The organism is Streptomyces melanosporofaciens, from assembly GCF_900105695.1.
Classification (GTDB): Bacteria; Actinomycetota; Actinomycetes; order Streptomycetales; family Streptomycetaceae; genus Streptomyces; species Streptomyces antimycoticus.
The window spans coordinates 8,382,895-8,402,099 of record NZ_FNST01000002.1; the positions used below are offsets into that span (position 1 = coordinate 8,382,895).

The 19,205-nt window shown below is 70.9% G+C and carries 15 protein-coding genes; 6 read left to right on the forward strand and 9 right to left on the reverse strand.

Annotated elements, in window-relative coordinates:
* The first annotated feature begins 47 nt into the window (after positions 1–47).
* From icmF to BLV72_RS38345, 4 genes are all read left to right on the forward strand, one after another.
* Positions 48–3,278, forward strand: a complete 3,231-nt coding sequence (gene icmF, locus BLV72_RS38325) for a fused isobutyryl-CoA mutase/GTPase IcmF (RefSeq protein WP_093468167.1) — start codon at positions 48–50, stop codon at positions 3,276–3,278.
* A gap of 41 nt (positions 3,279–3,319) precedes the next feature.
* A complete protein-coding gene (locus BLV72_RS38330) occupies positions 3,320–4,180 on the forward strand; it encodes a 3-hydroxybutyryl-CoA dehydrogenase (protein WP_093468168.1) in 861 nt (286 codons plus the stop codon).
* Positions 4,181–4,684: 504 nt separating this feature from the next.
* Positions 4,685–5,800: a M24 family metallopeptidase gene (locus BLV72_RS38335; RefSeq protein WP_093468170.1), complete on the forward strand. Its 1,116-nt coding sequence runs from the start codon at positions 4,685–4,687 to the stop codon at positions 5,798–5,800.
* Positions 5,801–6,117: 317 nt separating this feature from the next.
* Complete coding sequence (locus BLV72_RS38345; RefSeq protein WP_093468173.1) at positions 6,118–6,471, forward strand: hypothetical protein; 354 nt, start codon at positions 6,118–6,120, stop codon at positions 6,469–6,471.
* A gap of 93 nt (positions 6,472–6,564) precedes the next feature.
* Here BLV72_RS38345 and BLV72_RS38350 read toward each other — a convergent pair whose 3' ends face one another.
* The gene (locus tag BLV72_RS38350; RefSeq protein WP_093468174.1) at positions 6,565–7,404 is read right to left on the reverse strand and encodes an enoyl-CoA hydratase/isomerase family protein; all 840 of its coding nucleotides are present in this window, start codon (positions 7,402–7,404) and stop codon (positions 6,565–6,567) included.
* A 106-nt stretch (positions 7,405–7,510) separates the two neighbouring features.
* Between BLV72_RS38350 and BLV72_RS38355 the strand changes: the two genes are divergently transcribed.
* Positions 7,511–7,882 carry a winged helix-turn-helix transcriptional regulator gene (locus tag BLV72_RS38355; protein ID WP_093468176.1) on the forward strand — a complete coding sequence of 124 codons (372 nt, stop codon included), beginning with the start codon at positions 7,511–7,513 and terminating at the stop codon, positions 7,880–7,882.
* Between the two features lie 260 nt (positions 7,883–8,142).
* On the opposite strand, the gene BLV72_RS38365 is transcribed toward BLV72_RS38355, so the two are convergent.
* Complete coding sequence (locus tag BLV72_RS38365) at positions 8,143–9,288, reverse strand: serine hydrolase domain-containing protein (RefSeq protein ID WP_208906094.1); 1,146 nt, start codon at positions 9,286–9,288, stop codon at positions 8,143–8,145.
* Between the two features lie 344 nt (positions 9,289–9,632).
* Here BLV72_RS38365 and BLV72_RS38370 point away from each other — a divergent pair, with 344 nt between their 5' ends.
* The gene (locus BLV72_RS38370) at positions 9,633–10,502 is read left to right on the forward strand and encodes a TIGR03619 family F420-dependent LLM class oxidoreductase (RefSeq protein WP_093468179.1); all 870 of its coding nucleotides are present in this window, start codon (positions 9,633–9,635) and stop codon (positions 10,500–10,502) included.
* 49 nt (positions 10,503–10,551) lie between these two features.
* Here BLV72_RS38370 and BLV72_RS38375 read toward each other — a convergent pair whose 3' ends face one another.
* The 7 genes from BLV72_RS38375 to BLV72_RS38405 all read right to left on the reverse strand — a co-directional run bounded on the left by BLV72_RS38375 (position 10,552) and on the right by BLV72_RS38405 (position 19,170).
* Positions 10,552–11,445, reverse strand: coding sequence for an NAD-dependent protein deacetylase (locus tag BLV72_RS38375; protein WP_093468180.1), 894 nt, complete (start codon positions 11,443–11,445; stop codon positions 10,552–10,554).
* A 119-nt stretch (positions 11,446–11,564) separates the two neighbouring features.
* Positions 11,565–12,308 (reverse strand): hypothetical protein, encoded by a 744-nt coding sequence (locus BLV72_RS38380; protein ID WP_244321227.1) that lies wholly within the window; start codon positions 12,306–12,308, stop codon positions 11,565–11,567.
* Positions 12,309–12,647: 339 nt separating this feature from the next.
* Positions 12,648–14,870: a M20/M25/M40 family metallo-hydrolase gene (locus tag BLV72_RS38385; protein ID WP_093468183.1), complete on the reverse strand. Its 2,223-nt coding sequence runs from the start codon at positions 14,868–14,870 to the stop codon at positions 12,648–12,650.
* Complete coding sequence (locus BLV72_RS38390) at positions 14,867–15,790, reverse strand: SDR family NAD(P)-dependent oxidoreductase (protein WP_093468185.1); 924 nt, start codon at positions 15,788–15,790, stop codon at positions 14,867–14,869. The genes BLV72_RS38385 and BLV72_RS38390 overlap by 4 nt, the downstream gene beginning before the upstream one ends.
* Positions 15,790–17,118, reverse strand: coding sequence for an MFS transporter (locus BLV72_RS38395; protein ID WP_093468186.1), 1,329 nt, complete (start codon positions 17,116–17,118; stop codon positions 15,790–15,792). The genes BLV72_RS38390 and BLV72_RS38395 overlap by 1 nt, the downstream gene beginning before the upstream one ends.
* On the reverse strand, positions 17,115–18,071 hold the full coding sequence (locus BLV72_RS38400) for a polysaccharide deacetylase family protein (protein ID WP_093468188.1): 957 nt from the start codon (positions 18,069–18,071) through the stop codon (positions 17,115–17,117). The genes BLV72_RS38395 and BLV72_RS38400 overlap by 4 nt, the downstream gene beginning before the upstream one ends.
* Positions 18,072–18,162: 91 nt before the next feature.
* On the reverse strand, positions 18,163–19,170 hold the full coding sequence (locus tag BLV72_RS38405; protein ID WP_093468189.1) for an Lrp/AsnC family transcriptional regulator: 1,008 nt from the start codon (positions 19,168–19,170) through the stop codon (positions 18,163–18,165).
* Positions 19,171–19,205 lie beyond the last annotated feature (35 nt).

A 19,205-nucleotide genomic window follows, 5' to 3' on the forward strand; every position in this document is an offset into this window, starting at 1 on the left:
CCTACTATCTCTTCAGTCAGCGCCCTGACCTGTCTGGGAAGGCCCTCATGAGCGATCTGCACCGTCCTGCGCACCCCGTCCGCCTGGTCACCGCCTCGGCGCTGTTCGACGGGCATGACGCGTCGATCAACATCATGAGGCGGATCTTCCAGTCCCAGGGCGCGGAGGTGATCCACCTCGGTCACAACCGGTCGGTGCGGGAGGTCGTGGACGCGGCGCTGGAGGAGGACGCACACGGTGTCGCGGTCTCGTCCTACCAGGGCGGTCACGTGGAGTACTTCGAGTACCTGGTGGAGTCGCTGCGTGCGCAGGGGGCGGAGCACGTCCGTGTGGTGGGCGGTGGTGGCGGCGTCATCGTGCCCGAGGAGATCGACCGGCTGCGCGACAGTGGAGTGACCATCTTCTCCCCGGAGGACGGGCAGCGGATGGGCCTCGCCGGGATGGTCAACTCGGTGATAAAGGACTGCGACTTCGACCTGTGGGACGGCAGGCCGGCCGACATCGCCGCCGTACTCGCCGGCGACCGGTTCGCGATCGCCCGTGCCATCACCGGCGCCGAACTCGGCAAGCTGCCCCCGGACTTCCTGGACCAGCTCCGTGCCGCCGCGGCGGCGCGGGTCACACCGGTGCTCGGCATCACCGGCACCGGCGGCTCGGGTAAATCGTCGCTCACCGACGAGTTGGTGCGCCGGTTCCGCGTCGATCAGCAGGACAAGCTGCGGGTCGCGGTGATCGCGGTCGACCCGACCCGCCGTCGTGGTGGCGGTGCCCTGCTCGGTGACCGGATCCGGATGAACTCGCTGGACGGGAACCGGGTGTTCTTCCGGAGTCTGGCCACGCGCAACAGCCGTGAGCTGCCGGAGCACCTGGCGGATGTGATCGACGTGGTGAAGGCGGCGGGGTTCGACCTGGTGATCGTGGAGACGCCGGGGATCGGCCAGGGGGACGCGGCGATCGTGCCGTTCGTCGACACCTCGATGTATGTGATGACACCCGAGTTCGGCGCGGCCTCGCAGCTGGAGAAGATCGACATGCTCGACTTCGCCGACGTCGTGGCGATCAACAAGTTCGAGCGGCGCGGGGCCAAGGACGCGTTGCGCGACGTGGGCCGTCAACTGGTCCGCAACCGCGAGGCGTTCGGCATGCGGCCCGAGGAGATGCCGGTGTACGGCTCCTCGGCGGCCACGTTCAACGACGACGGTGTCACCGCGCTCTACCAGCACCTGAAGAGCTCCCTGGCCGAGAAGGGGCTGCCGCTGTCCGAGGGCTGGCTGGCGCCCGTCGATGTGCGCTACTCCTCCGGTATCCGGCAGGTGGTTCCGGCGGAGAGGGTGCGCTATCTCGCCGAGATCAGCGAGCTGGTCCGCGGGTACCACGCCGAGACCGACCGGATGGCCGAGTCGGCCCGGCGGGTGCAGCGGTTGGAGGCGGTGGAGGGCGAACTCGTCCAGGTCGGCTCCGACGCCGGGAATGTGCGGTCGCTGCTCGAGGATGCCCGCCGGAAACTCCCGCACGAGGTCGCGGAACGCATCGAGAACTGGCCGGCCGTCGTGGCCTCCTACTCCGGCGACGAGCAGATCGTGAAAATCCGGGACCGGGAGATCCGCACCACGCTCACCCGCGAGTCCCTGTCCGGCAACAAGATCCCCCGGGTCGCCCTGCCCCGCTTCACCGACCACGGGGAACTGGTGCGGTTCTGGCGCCGGGAGAACCTGCCCGGCCACTTCCCGTTCACCGCCGGGGTGTTCCCGTTCAAGCGTGACGGCGAGGACCCGGCGCGGATGTTCGCGGGCGAGGGCGATCCGTTCCGTACCAACCGGCGCTTCAAGCTGCTGTCCGAGGGCCAGCCGGCCACCCGGCTGTCCACCGCGTTCGACTCCGTCACCCTCTACGGCCGTGACCCGGACGAGCGCCCGGACAACTACGGCAAGGTCGGCACCTCCGGAGTGTCGGTGGCGACCCTGGAGGACATGAAGGCGCTCTTCGACGGCTTCGACCTGGTGGCGCAGACGACCTCGGTCTCCATGACGATCAACGGACCGGCGCCGGCCATCCTGGCGTTCTTCCTGAACACCACGATCGACCAGCAGATCGAGAGGTTCCGTACCGCCGAGGGCCGCGACCCGTCGCCCGAGGAGGCGGCCGAACTGCGGGCGCACGCGCTGGGCAGCGTGCGCGGCACGGTGCAGGCCGACATCCTCAAGGAGGACCAGGGTCAGAACACCTGCCTGTTCTCCACCGAGTTCTCCCTGCGGATGATGGCCGACATCCAAGAGTGGTTCATCGCCAACAAGGTCCGCAACTTCTACTCGGTATCCATCTCCGGCTATCACATCGCCGAAGCCGGTGCGAATCCCATCAGCCAGCTGGCCTTCACCCTGGCCAACGGCTTCACCTACGTCGAGTCCTACCTCGCCCGGGGCATGCACATCGACGACTTCTCCCCGAACCTGTCGTTCTTCTTCTCCAATGGCATGGACCCCGAGTACTCCGTCCTCGGCCGGGTCGCCCGCCGCATCTGGGCGGTGGCGATGAAGGAGAAGTACGGCGCGAACGAGCGCAGCCAGAAGCTGAAGTACCACGTCCAGACCTCCGGCCGCTCGCTGCACGCCCAGGAGATGGACTTCAACGACATCCGCACCACTCTGCAGGCGCTCATCGCGATCTACGACAACTGCAACAGCCTGCACACCAACGCCTACGACGAGGCGGTCACCACCCCCACCGAGGACTCGGTCCGCCGGGCCCTCGCCATCCAGCTGATCATCAACCGCGAGTGGGGTCTGGCGATGAACGAGAACCCCTTGCAGGGGTCGTTCATCATCGACGAGCTCACCGATCTGGTGGAGGAGGCCGTCCTCGAGGAGTTCGAGCGGATCAGCGAGCGCGGCGGTGTGCTCGGGGCGATGGAGACCGGCTACCAGCGCGGCCGTATCCAGGACGAGTCGATGCTGTACGAGCAGCGCAAGCATGACGGCACCCTGCCGATCATCGGCGTCAACACCTTCCGCAACCCGCATGCGGACACCGCCGAGCCCGACGCCATCGAACTGGCCCGCGCCACGGAGGAGGAGAAGCAGTCCCAACTGGCGCGGGTGCGGGACTTCCAGGCCCGCCACCATGAGACGGCCCATGCCGCGCTGGCCGCGCTCAAGGACGCGGCGGTGAGTGACCGCAACGTCTTCGCCGTGCTCATGGACGCCGCCCGGGTCTGCTCGCTGCAGCAGATCACCGACGCCTTCTTCGAGGTCGGCGGCCAGTACCGCCGCAACGTCTGACCAGCCCCGGCACACCACCACCCCACCGGATTGGACCTCAGATGGATCCCGTTACCCGCCTCGGCGTCGTCGGCTGCGGCCTCATGGGCTCCGGCGTCGCCGAAGTCGCCGCCCGGCACGGCATCGATGTCCGTGTCGCCGAAGCCACCCCGGACGCCGTCGAGGCGGGCCGCCGTCGTCTGACCGCCTCCCTCGACAGGGGCGTACGGCGTGGCAAGCTCAGCGAGGAGGAGCGGGACCGGGCCCTCGCCCGGCTTTCCTTCACCCATGACCTCGGTGAGCTGTCCGACCGCCAGTTCGTCATCGAGGCCGTCGCCGAGAACCGCGACATCAAGACCGATGTGCTGCGCGCCCTGGACAAGGTGGTGGAGGACCCGGCGGCGATCCTGGCCACCAACACCTCCTCGATTCCCATCGTCGACCTCGCGGTCGCCACGGAACGGCCCGCCCAGCTCATCGGCATGCACTTCTTCAACCCCGTGCCCGTGCAACAGCTGGTCGAGGTGATCCCCGCGCTCACCACCAGCCAGGAGACCGTGCGGCGCACCCACGACATCGCCCAGCAGCTCGGCAAGCAGGCCATCCAGGCACCCGACCGCTCCGGCTTCGTCGTCAACGCCCTCCTGGTGCCCTACCTGCTCAGCGCGGTGCGCATGGTGGAATCGGGCTCCGCCGGCCCGGACGACATCGACCAGGGCATGGAACTCGGCTGCGCCCACCCGATGGGACCGCTCCGGCTGCTCGACCTCATCGGCCTCGAGACCATTCAGGCGGTGGCCGAGTCGATGTACGAGGAGTTCAAGGAGCCTCTGTACGCACCGCCCGCGCTGCTGCGCCGCATGGTCGCGGCGGGTCATCTCGGCCGTAAGAGCGGGCGTGGCTTCTACACCTACGATGCCTGAGATCGACCCCGTGGCGCTGAAAGGCCGCGCCGCGCGATGCGATTGAGGGAGTTCCTGCTCACGGTCGGTTTTCCCGCCGTCCGTCTCGGCGTCGTGGGGATCGACACCCGGCATGTGCGGGCCGAGGACGGGCTGTAACCGTTCGATGCCGACGAGATCTACGGGAACCGCCACCGCGACGACGACTCCCCGCCCAAGAACTTCTGCTTCACCGTGGCCACGCGGTAGGACCAGCGCCTGTGAGCTGCGGGAGCGCATGACCGACCTGGACTCGGACGTGGACGAATCCGGGTTCTGGGGCGAGATCTTCGAGGATCTGGGCTAGGAGCGGGTCGGTCAGGCGGTCGGCTTGGACCTGGCCCAGGCAGTGCGTCCCGTGCCCTTGGGGTTGCCGCTGTGCTGCATGCTGTGGAGGCTGAAGCTGAAGGGGCCCCAGCCGGTCGAGGACGGTCCGGTCCGCTGCCTCGGCCCGGTCCGGCCCGATACCAGGATGGAGAACTCCCTGTGATCCCCACCGATCTCTACCCCGCCGACCGTCTGGAGCGCGCCCGGGAGGCCGCCGCCGGCGCGGGCCTGGGCGCGCTGCTGATCAGTCCCGGCGCCGACCTGCGCTATCTGACGGGTTACCAGGCCCTGCCCCTGGAGCGGCTCACCTGCCTGGTGCTTCCCGTGGACGGCGAGCCCTTCCTCCTGGTGCCGGAGCTGGAACGGCCCGCCGCGCTCGCGTCCCCGGCCGGGAACCTCGGTATCGAGATCACCGGATGGGCCGAGACCGAGGACCCGTATGCCCTCATCGCGGCCAGGCTGCCCGCCGGTATGGCCCGGGTCGGCGTCGACAACCACATGTGGGCCGAGAAGACGATCGCCTTTCGCGGCGTGCTGCCCGACGCCGACCAGGCACTCGCCGGAGAGGTGCTCGGCCGGCTGCGGATCCGCAAGACCCAGGCCGAGGCCGAGGCGCTGCGCCGGGCGGGCGCGGCCATCGACCGGGTGCACGCCCGCATGGGCGAGTGGCTGCGCGCCGGGCGCACCGAACGCGAGGTCGGCCGGGACATCGCGGAAGCCATCACGGCCGAAGGCCATGTGCGGACCGACTTCGTCATCGTCGGCTCCGGGCCCCACAGCGCCAGCCCCCACCATGAGCTGTCGGACCGGGTGATCCAGCCCGGTGACCCGGTGGTGGTCGACATCGGCGGGACGACCGAAGACGGCTACTGCTCCGACTCCACCCGCGATTACGTCGTCGGCGAGCCCCCGGCGGAGTACCGACGGCTGTACGAGGTGCTGTTGACCGCCCAGCGCGCCCAGACCGACGCGGTGCGGCCCGGTATCACCGCCGAGCAACTGGACGCGATCGGCCGGGACATCATCACGGACGCGGGCTTCGGACCCCACTTCATCCACCGCACCGGCCACGGCATCGGGCTGGAAACCCACGAGGAGCCCTACATCGTGGCGGGCTCCGCCCTGCCGCTGGAGCCGGGCATGGCCTTCTCCGTCGAGCCGGGCATCTATCTTCCCGACCGATTCGGAGCGCGCATCGAGGACATCGTCATCTGCACCGACGACGGTGGCGAACGGCTCAACCGCACCAGCCGTGAGCTGGTCGTCCTGCCGTGACCGTCTTGTGCGGTCGACGCTCCTGGGGCGGGGCCGGAACACCGTATGAGGCATGGAATGGCCATGGGTGTGCCCGCTGCCTCATGCGGTGGCGATGGCGAGTTCGTGCGGGTGGACGAGGGGGAGTGCCGGGCTTCTCGACGGCCAGCAGGTAGGCGCCGGTCAGGGCCAGGCTGATGCCCTGACCCGCCAGGTGGGACGGCGCATGGGCGGCGTCGCCGACCACCACATCATCCATGGCGCCTGGGGCGTCGAAGCGCGGAGCGGCTTCGTGCTCGTCCGTCGGCCGCTCGCCGCGCCCGCCGCGCACAGTTCCCGTGCGGTGGGCCGCGCCGCCGCTGCCGTCGGCGACGGGACGTGGGCTCGCCGTCGCACCGGCGCTCGGCCGGTATGTGCGGCGCGCACGGCGCGAGCCGCCGGGCGCTGCGCCACACCGGCACCACGGCGGTCCTGGTGATCCCGGCGTCGACGACGACCACGGTGACCTCGGCGCCCTGGGTGTCGGCACCCATGCCGTGGTGGTCATCTACAGCGGCAGTACGGACTTCCTGCCGTCCACCGGCATCGACACCCACACCCCGGCGCTGGAGCTCATCACCTTCGCCGCCTACTCGGCTGACGCCAACTTCAACGGCTCCACCGGCCCCGCCTACACCCAGGTCATCACCTGACCGGTCAGCACCGCACCGCACCGAGCTCCGCCACCGCCCGAGGGGTGGTGGCGGGGCTCGGCCACGCTGATCGGAATCCGTTTGAAGGCGGACCTACTGGACCTTGTCGAAAATGGCCTCCAAGTGCCGCTCCCCGTCGCGGGTTTGTGCACCTGCGGCAAGTACGGCCTTGGTGAGACGGGCCGCGGCGGGCCCGCCGAGGAGCTGGCCGAGAAGTTCATTCCCCCTTTCCAGGCCGTGAGCGATCGAGTCCGACGCGGCGTCGACCGCTTCGACCGCGGCGCGAGCGACACCGGGTTGCAGGGCGGCGATTCGGGCAGCGAGGGTGTCGACGACATGGTCGAGCTCGGCGTTGGGCACGGCCCGGTTCACCCATCCGTACCGTTCCGCGGTCGCCGCATCGATCAACCGCGTACCGAGGATGATCTCCAGAGCCCGTGCGCGGCCCACGAGACCGGGCAGGTATGCGGTGCCTCCCGCGCCCGGGATGATCCCACCCGCAGCCTCGGGCTGCGCCAGACCGGCGTGCTCGAGGGAAGCGAACCGCATGTCCATCGCCGACAGCAGTTCCGCCCCGCCACCACGTGCCAGCCCGCGCACCTTGGCGATCGTGATCTGCGGCAGCGACCCGAGGCGTTCGTGGAGCCGCATCATCGGGTTCAAGGACTGGTCCCCCTCGGGGGCGATGGGGAGCCCCGTGAACGTCGTGGGATCGTCGGCAAACGTCATGTCGCCATGCGCGATGAAGAAGTCCGGGTCCGCGCTGTCGAAGACGATCACCCGGACGTCGTCGTTGCCGGACATCGAGGCCGCGAACCGGTCCAGGTCGAGCATGAGGGTGGCGTCCAGCAAGTTGAGCGGCGGGTGGTCGATGACGACTTGCGCCACACCGCCGTTGATGGAGACCTGGAGAGCCGAGTATGCGCCGGGCATGGATCCTGCCTTCACTGGTCGAGCAAGGGAGTATCTTCTGTATACCTAGTAGGCGCGATATACTTCAACGAAACCAGGTATCGCGGAGGAGACCGGCGTGGCGGAAATGGACTTCGACAGCGAGGGTCGTCGTCTGCTCGACCAGCTCTTCGACAAGTGGTCCCTGCTGGTGTTGGAGGCACTGTGCGACCGCCCCCGGCGCTTCAATGAGCTTCGCCAGCACCTGCCTGCCGTCACGCCGAAGTCACTGACCACATGCCTGCGGCGGCTCGAGCGCAATGGCGTGATCGAACGGCTGGTCGTGTCCACGGACCCGGTGGCGATCGAATACCGCATCACGGACCTGGGCCGGAGCCTCGAGTCACCCCTGCGAGCGATGTTGAGGTGGGTCGTCGACAACCTCGACACGGTGGAAGCCGCCCGATCCGACTATGACGAGCGACGTACGCGCAGCGAACAAACGCCCCTCACGCCGTAACACAGGCCGGCGTTGGGGCCACCAGTCGTACGGCTCGGTGATTCGTTGGGCCGACGGGGGCGGAGGCTCCTCCTGGCAGTCCTTCATCCGTTACGCGACGACGGCGAGGGCCAGGCCCTGCTGGGCGCGGTGGGTGTTCGCGGCGCACGCTGCGGAGCGCTCGCCCACGCCTGTGTCCGGCCGCCCTGCCGTACTGGTCGAATGGGCGCAGGTCACTAGCAGCGGCCACCGGGCCCGCACATGGGTCGCGGAGCGGAGTATCAGGAGCGGGCCCGGCACAGTTCCTGGTCCACGAGTGTGCTCATGGTCTGCTGGGTGTCGTCGCCGCCGTCGCCGGTGACGTACACCACGGCGGTCCGGGTGCCGTCCCGGGTGACGCCACTCCAGGTGTGATAACCGAGCAGTTCGCCCGGGTGGCCGAAGTAGCTGCCGCCGCAGGACAACGGGAGCTCGCCCAGACCGAGTCCGTACCGCACGCCCAGCTCGGGTGCGGGCTTGGTGGTCGTCATCGCGTCGAGCTGTGCCGGAGCCAGCAGGCGGCCGCCGAGCAGTGCGGTGTAGAACCGGTTCAGGTCGTGCGTGGTGCTGATGATCGAGCCGGAGCCGACGGCCATGCTCGGATTGAGCGCCGTGACGTCGATGCTGGTGTGGGTGCCGAACTCGGCGTAGCTGTGGGCGTGCGGGCCGGGGATGGACGGGGAGGCGCCGGGGGTGCTGGTGTCCTTCAGGCCCAGCGGGCGGATGATCCGGTCGTTCACCTCCTGTGCCCAGCTCCGGCCGGTGACCTCGTTGATGATCATCGCGGCGAGCACGTAGTTGGTGTTGGAGTACGACCAGCCGTCGCCCGGCGGGAAGTTGGGCCGGTGCTTCATCGCCAGCCGCACCAACTCCTCGGGGGTGTAGGTGCGGAACCGCTCGGCCCGGTAGCCGTCCGCGCTGTTCAACGCGGGTATCTCCGGCAGGACGTCATGGATGCCGCTGGTGTGCTGCAGCAGCTGCCGCACCGTGATCCGGCTGCCGTCGTTGTCGTTGCCCTGGACCACTCCCGGTAACCACCGCTCGACAGTGTCCTCCAGGGACACGCGGCCCTCGCCGACGAGTTGCAGCACGACCGTGGCGGTGAAGGTCTTGGTGGCGCTGCCGATCCGGAAACGGCCGTTCCGTGGCATCGGCCGCCCGGTGCCCACCTCGGCCGTTCCGGCGCGCGCGGTGTCACGTCTGTCCAGTGATGTCACCTCGGCGAGCACACCGACGACCCCGGTGTCGTGGACCGAGTCCACCTGCCGCTGCAGCGGATCGGTCTGCCGCGGCTTCGCCGCCGCCGGTCCGGTCGAGGCGGCGAGGAGGACCGTGGCCAGGCCGGTCAGGACGAGCCGGCCCCGGCGGCGCTTTCCCGGCACATGCATGGTGAGTTGCATGGTGAGCCCTTTTCTGTTCGGGTTGCCCGCGCGTTCGGGGACCGCTCAGGCTGTGCCCGCGGCTGTTTCGCCCCCGGAGCCGGTGGTCGGCACCATCCCACCAGCGGGGAGGGGACCGGGCCATCCGGCCGCCCCCCTGACCTGCCGATGTGCTGTCCTCAGGGCAGTGGCTGGGGGTACCCCCCGTAGACATGCTCAAGGCTTCCGCCAGAGGGCATCGAGGGCAGCCTTCGCTCGTCCGGATGACATGCCCCGCCGCGCGCGGGCGCGGCGTGCCACGTCACCGGAGTGCCTCCGCGCCTCGCGCCTAAGGTGACGCCCGGAGGTGGAGCATGCGAGTGGGGTTGCACGCGCTCGGTATCGGTGACGGCGCCCGTCCCGAGGTGATCCGTGCGGTGGCCACGGCCGCCGAGACCCACGGCTTCGCGAGGCTTTGGGGCGGTGAGCACGTGGTGCTCGTGGACGCGCCCGCCTCTCGTTACCCCTACTCGGCGGACGGCCGGATCGCCGTGCCCGCGGACGCGGACTGGCTGGACCCGCTGCTCGCCCTGGCCTTCGCGGCGGCGGTCACCAGCCGGATCGAGCTCGCCACCGGCGTACTCCTGCTGCCGGAGCACAACCCGGTCCTGGTCGCCAAACAGGCGGCCACACTCGATGTGCTCTCCGCCGGGCGGTTCAGCCTCGGGGTCGGGGTCGGCTGGTCGGCCGAGGAATTCGCAGCGCTCAAAGTTCCGTTCGCCGGGCGCGGGCGGCGCGCCGAAGAGTACCTTGCCGCGATGCGGGCTCTGTGGACCGAGGATCCGGCCTCCTACGCGGGGGAGTTCATCCGCTTCGATGCGATCCGGGTCAACCCGAAGCCGCTGCGCGGCGGCCGGCTCCCGGTCGTGGCCGGTGGCAACAGCGACGCCGCCTTGCGCCGGGCGGCCACGCTCGCCGACGGCTGGTACGGCTTCAACGTCCCGGTGGCCGACGTCCCGGCGCGTATCGCCGTTCTCGCCGACGAGTGCGCCCGCCACGGCCGCGCGTTTGACGAGCTCACGGTCGCCGTCGCGCTGAGCGACGGCACCCCGGAGCACCTCCCCGCACTCGGCGCGGCGGGCGTCACCGAACTCGTGGTCGTCGGCGCTCCTCCGCCCGCTCCCGACGCGGCGGCCACCTGGGTCGCGGAACTCGCCCGGACCTGGATCCGCCCGGCGGAATAGCCAGGGCCGTGAAGGTGCCGGACCCGGTCCGCGTGACGCCGGATCCGCGTCAGGTCTGTGCCGGACCCGGGATGCCCAGTCGCTCGGCCACGCTGGTGAGGGCCGTTCCCAGCGGGAGTGCGACGCGGGTGACGGCGTGCTGGTCGCCCCGGGTCGGGTCGAGGTTGACGATCAGCACCGGCTTCCCGGCCTGGGCCGCCTGGCGGACGAACCGCAGCCCGGACATCACCGTCAGTGAGGAGCCCAGGACCAGCAGTGAGGTGGCTTCGCGGACCAGCTCGCGGCAGTGCTCGACGCGCCGTGGTGGAACGGCTTCGCCGAAGAACACCACGTCCGGTTTGAGGATGCCGCCGCAGACCGTACAGGGCACCACGCGGAAGTCCCCGACCTGCTCGTCGGTGAGGTCGGCGTCACCGTCCGGGTTGATTCCGGCGGCCACCGGCGCGAAGCCCACATTGGCCGCCTCCAGCCGCCGGGCGAGTTCGCGGCGCGGGCTGGAGGCGCGGCAGGCCAGGCAGACGACCCGGTCCAGGCTTCCGTGGAGTTCCACGACGTCCTCGCTGCCGGCGGCCTGGTGCAGGCCGTCGACGTTCTGGGTGATCACGCCCGAGAGCAGGCCGTGCCGCGCGAACCCGGCCACGGCCTGGTGTCCGGCGTTGGGACGGGCGCGGCCGAAGGTGCGCCAGCCGAGGTGGCTGCGGGCCCAGTACCGGCGCCTGGCCTGGGTGCCGGCGGTGAAGTCCTGGTAGGTCATCGGGGTGTGCCGGCTCAGGCTCCCGCCCTCGCCCCGGTAGTCGGGGATGCCCGACTCCGTGGACATGCCGGCCCCGCTGAGCACCAGCACACCGCCGGTGCTCAGCGCGTCGGCGACCGGCTCCAGGTCCGTGCTGCCCGGCGGCAGGTCCTCGACCGGGGTCCAGCTCAAGGTGGGGCGCATGCGCATGCCGCCAGGGTACGGAACCGGCCGCCACCGCCCACGTCCGCCGTCGCTTCCCGGGCAACGCGGCGGAGCGCCTGGTGGCCCGCGGTACGACCGCCGCGCCACCGGGAAGGGTGGGAGTCTCAGCCGCGTATGGTCACGCCGTGGCGCGTCCGCAGTCGGCGCAGCTCCCACAGGGAGAGCCCGGTCACCGAGAGCGGGCCGCCGAACAGGGAGCAGAACTGGGCCCACATCGGACCGTTCGGCATGCCGCTCCCGGTCACGTTGAGGATGGCGATGATCCAGACCATCACCACGGTGAGCACGGCCGGTAGCGCGGCGTGCACATAGGCGGTGTTGAAGGCGGAGCGGGCGACGTAGGCCGAGGCCATGAAGAAGAACGGCAGCCCCCACAGCACGAACGCGAGCGCGGGGACGGCGGCCACGAACAGCCACACCCCGTGCACCCCGTGCAGCAGCGTGGTGTCCGAGATCACCCACGCCGTGCCGATGAGGGCCGCCACGACCAGGACGTACCAGCCGACGGTCTTGGCCGGGACGCCGAGCCGGGAGCGCAGCAGCCGCCGCCGCTCCGCGGGCGCGTAGCGGATGAAGGCAGTGATCAGGACCGGTCCGGCGATGATGAGCAGGACCGGGGTCAGGAGGAGCCGGCCGAGACCCTCGCTGGCCTGGTCCTCCAGGCCGTTGTCCGCCCCGTACATGTAGTAGAGCGCGAACGTGGCGAGGACGCCGAGCACCGTGCGGGTGATCTGGAAGCGGGTGACCACGGGATCGTGGACACGTCCGCCGCCGTCCTGGTCGAACACCCTGCGCGCGGCCCGGTGCACCGAGCGGAGCAGGGGGACGATCAAGAAGAGGAAGGGCACCCGCCGGTACCAGTGCCGGTTCCTGGGCGCCGGGCGGTAGGGCCCGGGCGGCGGGGGCGGCGGTCCGTAGGGGTTCGGCGGCGGTCCGTACGGATCCGGTGCCGGTGGTGGTGGCCCGTACGGATCCGGCGTCGGCGGCCCGTACGGACCGGGTGACGGCGGAGGCCCCCAGCGGTTTCCTCCCTGTCCGGGGTCGTTCGGCAGACCCCATCCCCCCGATGCCATCGCGATTCTTCCTCGCCCCTGCGGCCCATGTGCCGACCGCTCATTTTTCGCCAGTGGCCGGGGAATTGTAAGGCACGCGGTTCGATGTCCCACCGGGTCGCGCGGGGCAGGGGGTCACTCCCTTGCCAGTGCCGCCAGCACGGTGGCGGCCAGCGCCGCGCGGGTGACCATGCCCCGCACCGAGGTGTTCTCCGAGCGGGCGTGTGCGCCCGAGCCCACCGCGCCGATACCGTCCAGGACCGGAGTGCCCCGGGCCACCACGAAGTTGCCGTCGCTGGCTCCGCCGACCGACGCCTCGGGCAGGTCGTGTCCGAGCAGTGCGGCGCACCGGCGTGCCAGGCCGGCGAGTGCGGCGACCCCTTCCGTGCGTTCGAACACCGGGCGGTTCCAGCCACCGGTGACCTCCACGCGGGTCCGTGGGTCGACGGGACGCACAGCGGCCAGGGCGTCTCCGAGGCGTTTTTGTTCGGCGGCGGTGGCGACGCGGATGTCGATGCGGCCGACGGCGTGCCCGGCCGTGACGTTGCTGCGGGTGCCTCCCTCCACCACGCCCACGTTCAGCGAGGTGCCCGCGTCGGGGGCGCGCAGGTCCGTCAGCCGCAGGATCTGGTGGGCGAGTTCGTCCACGGCGCTGGCTCCGGCCGTGGGGTCCAGACCGGCGTGGGCCTCGACGCCGGTGACCGTGACGGTGAAGAGTCCGACGCCCTTGCGGGCTGTCTTGATCGCGCCGTCGGCGGCGGCCTCGAAGACCATGGCCAGCCGGCTGTCGCGTGCCTCCTCGACGATGGCGTCGCGGGAGGCGAGACTGCCGGTCTCCTCGTCGCCGTTGAGCATCACGGTGCAGGCCGGGCGGGGCAGATCGAGGGCGTCCAGGGCGCGCAGTGCCCAGACCGCCTGGACCAGGCCGGCCTTCATGTCGAAGACGCCGGGGCCGGTGATGTGGTCGCCGTCCCGCCGGAAGGGCCAGGTGTCGAGCGTGCCGGTCGGCCAGACGGTGTCGTAGTGCCCGAGGAGCAGGACGGGGCGGTGGTCCTGGGTGGTGGTGTTCCGGGCGGAGTAGCGGCGGACGAGGATGTCTCCGGCCTCCTCGCGCGCGAGGGTCTCCTCGGCGTCCGGTGCGCCCAGGCGCCGGTCGAGCCAGTCGCGCAGCCAGCCGAGGCAGCTCTTCAGGGCGTCCAGGTCGTCGCTGGCGCTGCCCTGGGAGGTGTAGGCGGCGAGGTCGGCGACCATGTCCTCGCGGTGGGCGTCGAGCCACTGCCGCACCGCGTCGGCCTGTTCGGCGTCGAGCGGGACCGAGGGTGCGGGGGGCTGCGCCAGGCGGTCCAGTTCGTCCAGCCGTGACTCCGACATGTTCTGCGCGGCGCCCTCCAGTTGGCGCAGGCCGGTCACGACCGTGTGCAGCAAGGGCGTGGGCAGACCTTCGCGCGCCGCGTGGTCGAAGACGTCGGTGTAGTGGGTGGGGGCTTCCACGGGCCGGTGGCGCACCGCGAGGTCGCGCCAGATACCGCTGCGGTCCTTCGTCTGGGTGCGCAGCCATGCGGTGAGACGGTCGAAGGCGGCGTCTTGGGTGGCTGGATCCGTCCCTTGCCGGAAGGGGTGCGGCTCGAAGGCGTCGAACGCTTCCAGGGTGACGCCGAGGCGGTCGGATACGGCGAAGATCTCGCCGGTGAGCGCGGCCATGGCGGGGCGGTGCCGGTCGATGAGGTCGGCCATGGGGGCGTCCGCGAGGGCGGTGGCGGCGAGCATGGCGCCGAACCCGGCCTTGGCCCACAGATATCCCTCGACGTTGTCGCTGGCCACGGCCGGGCCCCAGCTCCGCAGATGGGCCACCAGATCCCGGACCCTCGGGCTGACGGGCCCGCCGCCGGGCTCGCCGATGACGAGGGCTCCGGCGCCGCCGTCCAGGACGACGCCCGGTTCGATGACGTCGGCGAAGATGTTCACGAAGGCCGCGACGGTGCGGGCGGCCCCCAGGCGCTCGGCGATCAGGGACTCGTTGAATCCGTTCTGCAGGGAGACGACGTAGCCGTCCGGGGCCAGCCGGGGCGCGATCCAGTCCAGCGCGGTGCCGGTGGCCTGCGCCTTCACGGCCAGCAGGACGCGATGAAGGGTGCCGGTGAACTCGTCCGGGGTCGTGGCGGCGACCGGCACGCTCTCGCGGATGCCGCCGCGGGCGACGACGAGTCCGCGGGTGCGGATGGCGTCCACATGCGTGCGGTCGGTGTCCACGACGGTGACCGGGTGGCCGGCCCGCGCGAGGGCGAAGGCGAGGGTGCCGCCGATCGCTCCCGCGCCGACGACGGTGTATCCGGGCCTGACCGGCTGGGCGTCCTTCATCGGGTGGTTCGTCCTTCTTCCGTGGTCGTGGTCGCGGCGGTCGCGGTCGTGGTCGCGGTGGTCGCGGCGCTCGTGGTCGTGGTCGCGGTGGTCGCGGTCGTGGTCGCGGTGGTCGCGGCCGCGGTGGCCGCCGGCACCGGGGCGGGCGGGGTGGCGCGGGTGTCGTCTGGCTGCCAGATCCGGGGCAGGTGGAGGGCGCCCGTGCTGGATCCGCCGTCCACCCGCACCACCTCGCCGGTGATCCAGGAGGCGTCGGGGCCGGTGAGCCAGCGCACCGCCCGGGCGATGTCCTGTGGCGTTCCCGGGCGGCCCAGTGGGTTGGCGCCGATGGCCTCGGCGTACTGGGCGGAGACGGGGTTGCAGTCGCTGTCCACCGGGATGAAACCGGGGCTGACCGCGTTGACGCGGATGCCGTGCGGGCCCAGTTCCAGCGCGGCGGCGCGGGTGGCCATCTCCAGAGCGGCCTTCGAGCTCGCGTACGGGCCCCCGCCGGGGCGGGCGCGCAGCGCGGAGCCGGAGGAGATGTTGACGACCGCACCGGGCCGTCCATGGCGGATGGCGAGCCGGGCGAAGGCGGCGGTGGCCAGGACCGGGGCGCGCAGGTTGACGGCGAACAGCCGGTCCCAGGCCATCGCGTCCACCTCGGCCATGTCGAGGGAGGGGTAGACGCCGGCCGCGTTGACGAGGACGTCGAGGGGGCCGTGCTCCGCCCAGGCCGCCTCGACGACGGCGGTGGGCGCGTCGGAGTCGGTCAGGTCCGCGGCCCGTGCCGCGGTACGGGTTCCCACCCGCGCCCCGGTCCGCTGGAGCGCGGCCAGGTCGCGGTCGACGAGGGTGAGGAACGCGCCCCGGGCGGCGAACTCCTCGGCGATCGCCCCGCCGATGCCGCCCGCGGCGCCGGTGACGAGGACGTGGGTCATCAGCTGAACTCCTTGTCCTTGGTCTCCGGCATCGTGAGGTAGACCACGAAGGAGATCAGTGAGGCCGCCGATACGTAGATCCACAGCAGGTCGCTGTGGCCGCTCTCGTGCATCCACGTCGTCAAGTAGGGCGCGGTGCCGCCGAAGAGCGCGACGGCCAGGGCGTACGGCAGGGCGATACCGGTGGCGCGCACCTCCGGTGGGAACTGCTCGGCCATGATGACGGCGCAGTTGGCGGAGTAGCCGAGGATCAGCAGCATGCCGACGAGCTGCACCAGGAACAGGCTGAGGAAGCTGTTGCTCAGCAGGTGCAGCAGGGGCCAGGCCAGGACGACGAAGCCACCGGCGAACCCCGCCATGGTCGGCTTGCGTCCCAGCCGGTCCGAGACCACGCCCACGAGCGGCAACGCGATGACGAAGACGACCAGACACAGCGTCTGGGACAGCAGCGCGGTCTTCAGCGGGATGCCGGTGGTCAGATTCGCGTACGTGGGAAGGTAGTTGACCCAGATGTAGTAGGTGAGAGTGCCCGCCACCGTGATGCCGGCGACGCGCAGGGCGGCCCCGGGGTGCTCCACGAACATCGCCTTGACGGGATTGGTGCGGGTGCGGCCGGAGCCCCGCACCTGGGTGAAGGAGTCGGTGTCCGCCACCGAGACCCGCAGCCACAGGCCGACCAGCCCCAGGAGGCCGCCGAGGATGAACGCCACACGCCAGCCCCAGGAGTGCAGGGCGTCCTCGCTCAGTGCCGAGGTGGCGAGGGTGCCCAGGAGGGAGGCGACGAGCACCCCGCCGGCGACCGACACCTGCTGCCAGGATCCGGCGAACGCGCGCCTGCCACGGGCCGCCGACTCGACGAGGAACGCGGAGGACGAGCCGAACTCGCCACCGGCGGAGAAGCCCTGCACCAGCCGGGCGACCAGCAGGAGCAGCGGCGAGACGATGCCGATGGTCTCGTAGGAGGGGGTGATCGCGATGACGAAGCCGGCGGCCGCCATCAGGCCGACCGTGAGGGTCATGCCCTTCTTGCGGCCGTGGCGGTCGGCGTAGGCGCCGAGGACGGCGGCACCGACCGGGCGCATCACGAACCCGACGGCGAAGACGGCGAGTGTGGACAGCAGGGCCACCGCGCCGTCGCTCTTCGGGAAGAACTCATCGGCGATGATCTTGGCGAAGATGGAGTACAGGGCCCAGTCGACCCATTCGACGGTGTTGCCGATGGTGCCGGCGACGATGGCCTTGCGCTGGGCGCCGCTGAGCCGGGTCGTGGCGGGGGCGGCGGCGTCCTGGCGCAGGGGGCCGGTGGGCGTGGCGGATCCGGTGTTCATGGCGTGTGCTCCGGAGTGTCGGCGGCGGAGCCGGCTGTGGTCCGGCCGTGCAGCACGTCGCGGGCCGTGTCGGCGAGCTGGGCGTGCGTGGCGTACCAGACGCCGGGGTGAGCGGCGATGTGGTCGAGCAGCTCCCGCAGCGCCACCAGGCGCGAGCGGTGGCCGATGACGTGCGGGTGCAGGGTGAGCTGGAAGACGCCGCCGTCCCGGTAGGCGGCGTCGAACTCGTCGGTCCAGATCTCCCGTACGTCGCGCGGACGGCTGTGCGGGCGGGCGGACCCGTAGCGGTCCATGGTGAAGTACGGGGCGTCGTCCCGGATCCAGTCGACGGGGATCTCCACCAGGCCGGTGGGCCGGCCGTCGGCGACGATCTCGTACGGCTCGTCGTCGGCCATGAGCGAGGAGTCGTAGGCGAAGCCCAGCTCGAGCATGATGGCGAGGGTCGAGTCGGAGAAGTCCCAGGACGGGGTGCGGATGCCGACCGGGCGCCGGCCGGTCAGCGTGGTGAGGGTGTCCAGGGAGCGTGCCGTGAGGTCCTTCTCGTCCTCGCGGTCCAGCAGCATATTGCGCTCGTGGATCCAGCCGTGGACGGCCAGCTCGTGCCCGTCACGGGTGTAGGCGCGGGCCTCCTCGGGGTGGACGAGGGCGGAGACGGCCGGCATGAAGAAGGTCGCGGGGACGCCGTAGCGGGCGAGGAGGTCCAGGATCCGCGGGGAGCCGGCGCGGGCTCCGTACTCGCCCTGGGCGAGCAGACCGGGGCTGGTCCCGCCGTCGCGCAGCGGGATCGTCTCGTGGTCGGCGTCGAAGGAGAGGGCGACCGCGACGCGGGCACCGCCGGGCCAGCGGTCCGGGACCAGCCGCCGCCCGGCGCGGACCGCGTCGATGTGGCCGCGCCAGGTGTGTTCGGGCCAGCGCCAGCTCTCCGAGGGCAGGCCGAAGTCGTCTGTGGGCATGGTGAATCTCCACAAGGATCGGAGCGGAAGAGGGCGGAAGAGGGTATGGCCGGGTGGCCACCGGGCGGTGTGCCCGGCGGCCGGCCGGGGCTCAGACGGTGCGGACCATCCGGTGCCAGGAGTACTTGAGGGTGGCGAGGTGCAACGTCACATCCGAGGCGATCAGCCCGGGCAGCGTCCCGATGACCTCACTGGTGTAGCGGAGCAGATCGGTGCGACGGGGCAGAACCATGTGTCCGACGAGGTTGAAACGCCCGGTAGCCGCGCACAGGAACTTGGTTCCCGGATGCCGCGCGAGCTGCCGCCCCGCGGCTTCGAGCCGGTCGGGCTCGATCGACAGCCACACCATGAACTCCGCGTCGTACCCGAGCAGGCCCGGTTCGACCAGCGTCCGGAACTGCAGGATGCCGCGGGATATGAGACGTTCCATGGCCCGTGCGACACCGGCCTCGGTGTGGCCCAGGCGCCGAGCCAGGGCGCTGATCTGGGCCCGGCCGTCCTCCTTGAGAGCCGCCGCGACCTCCTGCTCCAGACCGGTCAGCGCTTTTGGCGCCTGGTCCCAGTCGTCGCGGTCGCACGAGGACGCGAGCGAAGCGGGCCGCAGGTCAGCGGCCGCCTCGGCGGGCAGCAGCCCGGTGTCCCACATCGACGCGGAGGTGAACGCACGGATGACGGCGACCGCCTCGGTGCTGGTGATCAGGTCGGCCCCGGGCAGGTCGGTGAAGAGCATCCGCATCATCTCCTCGTTGTCACGGGCAACGAAGTCGACGATGAGATCGGCGGCACCGGTGACGACGGCCAGGAAGCGCACATCCGGGCTGACGGCGAGCCGGTCCGCGAGGTCCAGCCCGCGACCGGGCTTGGCCTGCACCCGGACGAGCATGGACGAGCCCTCCCGGGTGCGGTCCAGCTCCAGGGTGCCGACGACCCGCAGCACTCCCCGCTCGCGCAGGGCCTTGTAGCGCCGCTGGGCGGTCGTCTCGCTGGTACCCACCCAACGGGCCACCGCGCACCACGGGGCACGACCGTTGAGCTGGAGCGCCGCGATCACGCAACGGTCCAGGTCATCAATGGTGTCCACGAGGGCTTGGTGGGTCATGGGGCGGACGCTAATGAGCGCTTTTCCGCTCGTCA

What these genes read in the sequence shown, in the direction of transcription:
- BLV72_RS38405 (WP_093468189.1), bottom strand. Translation starts at nt 19,170, where the DNA reads ATGACCCACCAAGCCCTCGTGGACACCATTGATGACCTGGACCGTTGC.
- BLV72_RS38350 (WP_093468174.1), bottom strand. Translation starts at nt 7,404, where the DNA reads ATGCCCGGCGCATACTCGGCTCTCCAGGTCTCCATCAACGGCGGTGTG.
- BLV72_RS38390 (WP_093468185.1), bottom strand. Translation starts at nt 15,790, where the DNA reads ATGACCCACGTCCTCGTCACCGGCGCCGCGGGCGGCATCGGCGGGGCG.
- BLV72_RS38355 (WP_093468176.1), top strand. Translation starts at nt 7,511, where the DNA reads ATGGACTTCGACAGCGAGGGTCGTCGTCTGCTCGACCAGCTCTTCGAC.
- BLV72_RS38375 (WP_093468180.1), bottom strand. Translation starts at nt 11,445, where the DNA reads ATGCGCATGCGCCCCACCTTGAGCTGGACCCCGGTCGAGGACCTGCCG.
- icmF (WP_093468167.1), top strand. Translation starts at nt 48, where the DNA reads ATGAGCGATCTGCACCGTCCTGCGCACCCCGTCCGCCTGGTCACCGCC.
- BLV72_RS38395 (WP_093468186.1), bottom strand. Translation starts at nt 17,118, where the DNA reads ATGAACACCGGATCCGCCACGCCCACCGGCCCCCTGCGCCAGGACGCC.
- BLV72_RS38370 (WP_093468179.1), top strand. Translation starts at nt 9,633, where the DNA reads ATGCGAGTGGGGTTGCACGCGCTCGGTATCGGTGACGGCGCCCGTCCC.
- BLV72_RS38365 (WP_208906094.1), bottom strand. Translation starts at nt 9,288, where the DNA reads ATGCATGTGCCGGGAAAGCGCCGCCGGGGCCGGCTCGTCCTGACCGGC.
- BLV72_RS38330 (WP_093468168.1), top strand. Translation starts at nt 3,320, where the DNA reads ATGGATCCCGTTACCCGCCTCGGCGTCGTCGGCTGCGGCCTCATGGGC.
- BLV72_RS38400 (WP_093468188.1), bottom strand. Translation starts at nt 18,071, where the DNA reads ATGCCCACAGACGACTTCGGCCTGCCCTCGGAGAGCTGGCGCTGGCCC.
- BLV72_RS38385 (WP_093468183.1), bottom strand. Translation starts at nt 14,870, where the DNA reads ATGAAGGACGCCCAGCCGGTCAGGCCCGGATACACCGTCGTCGGCGCG.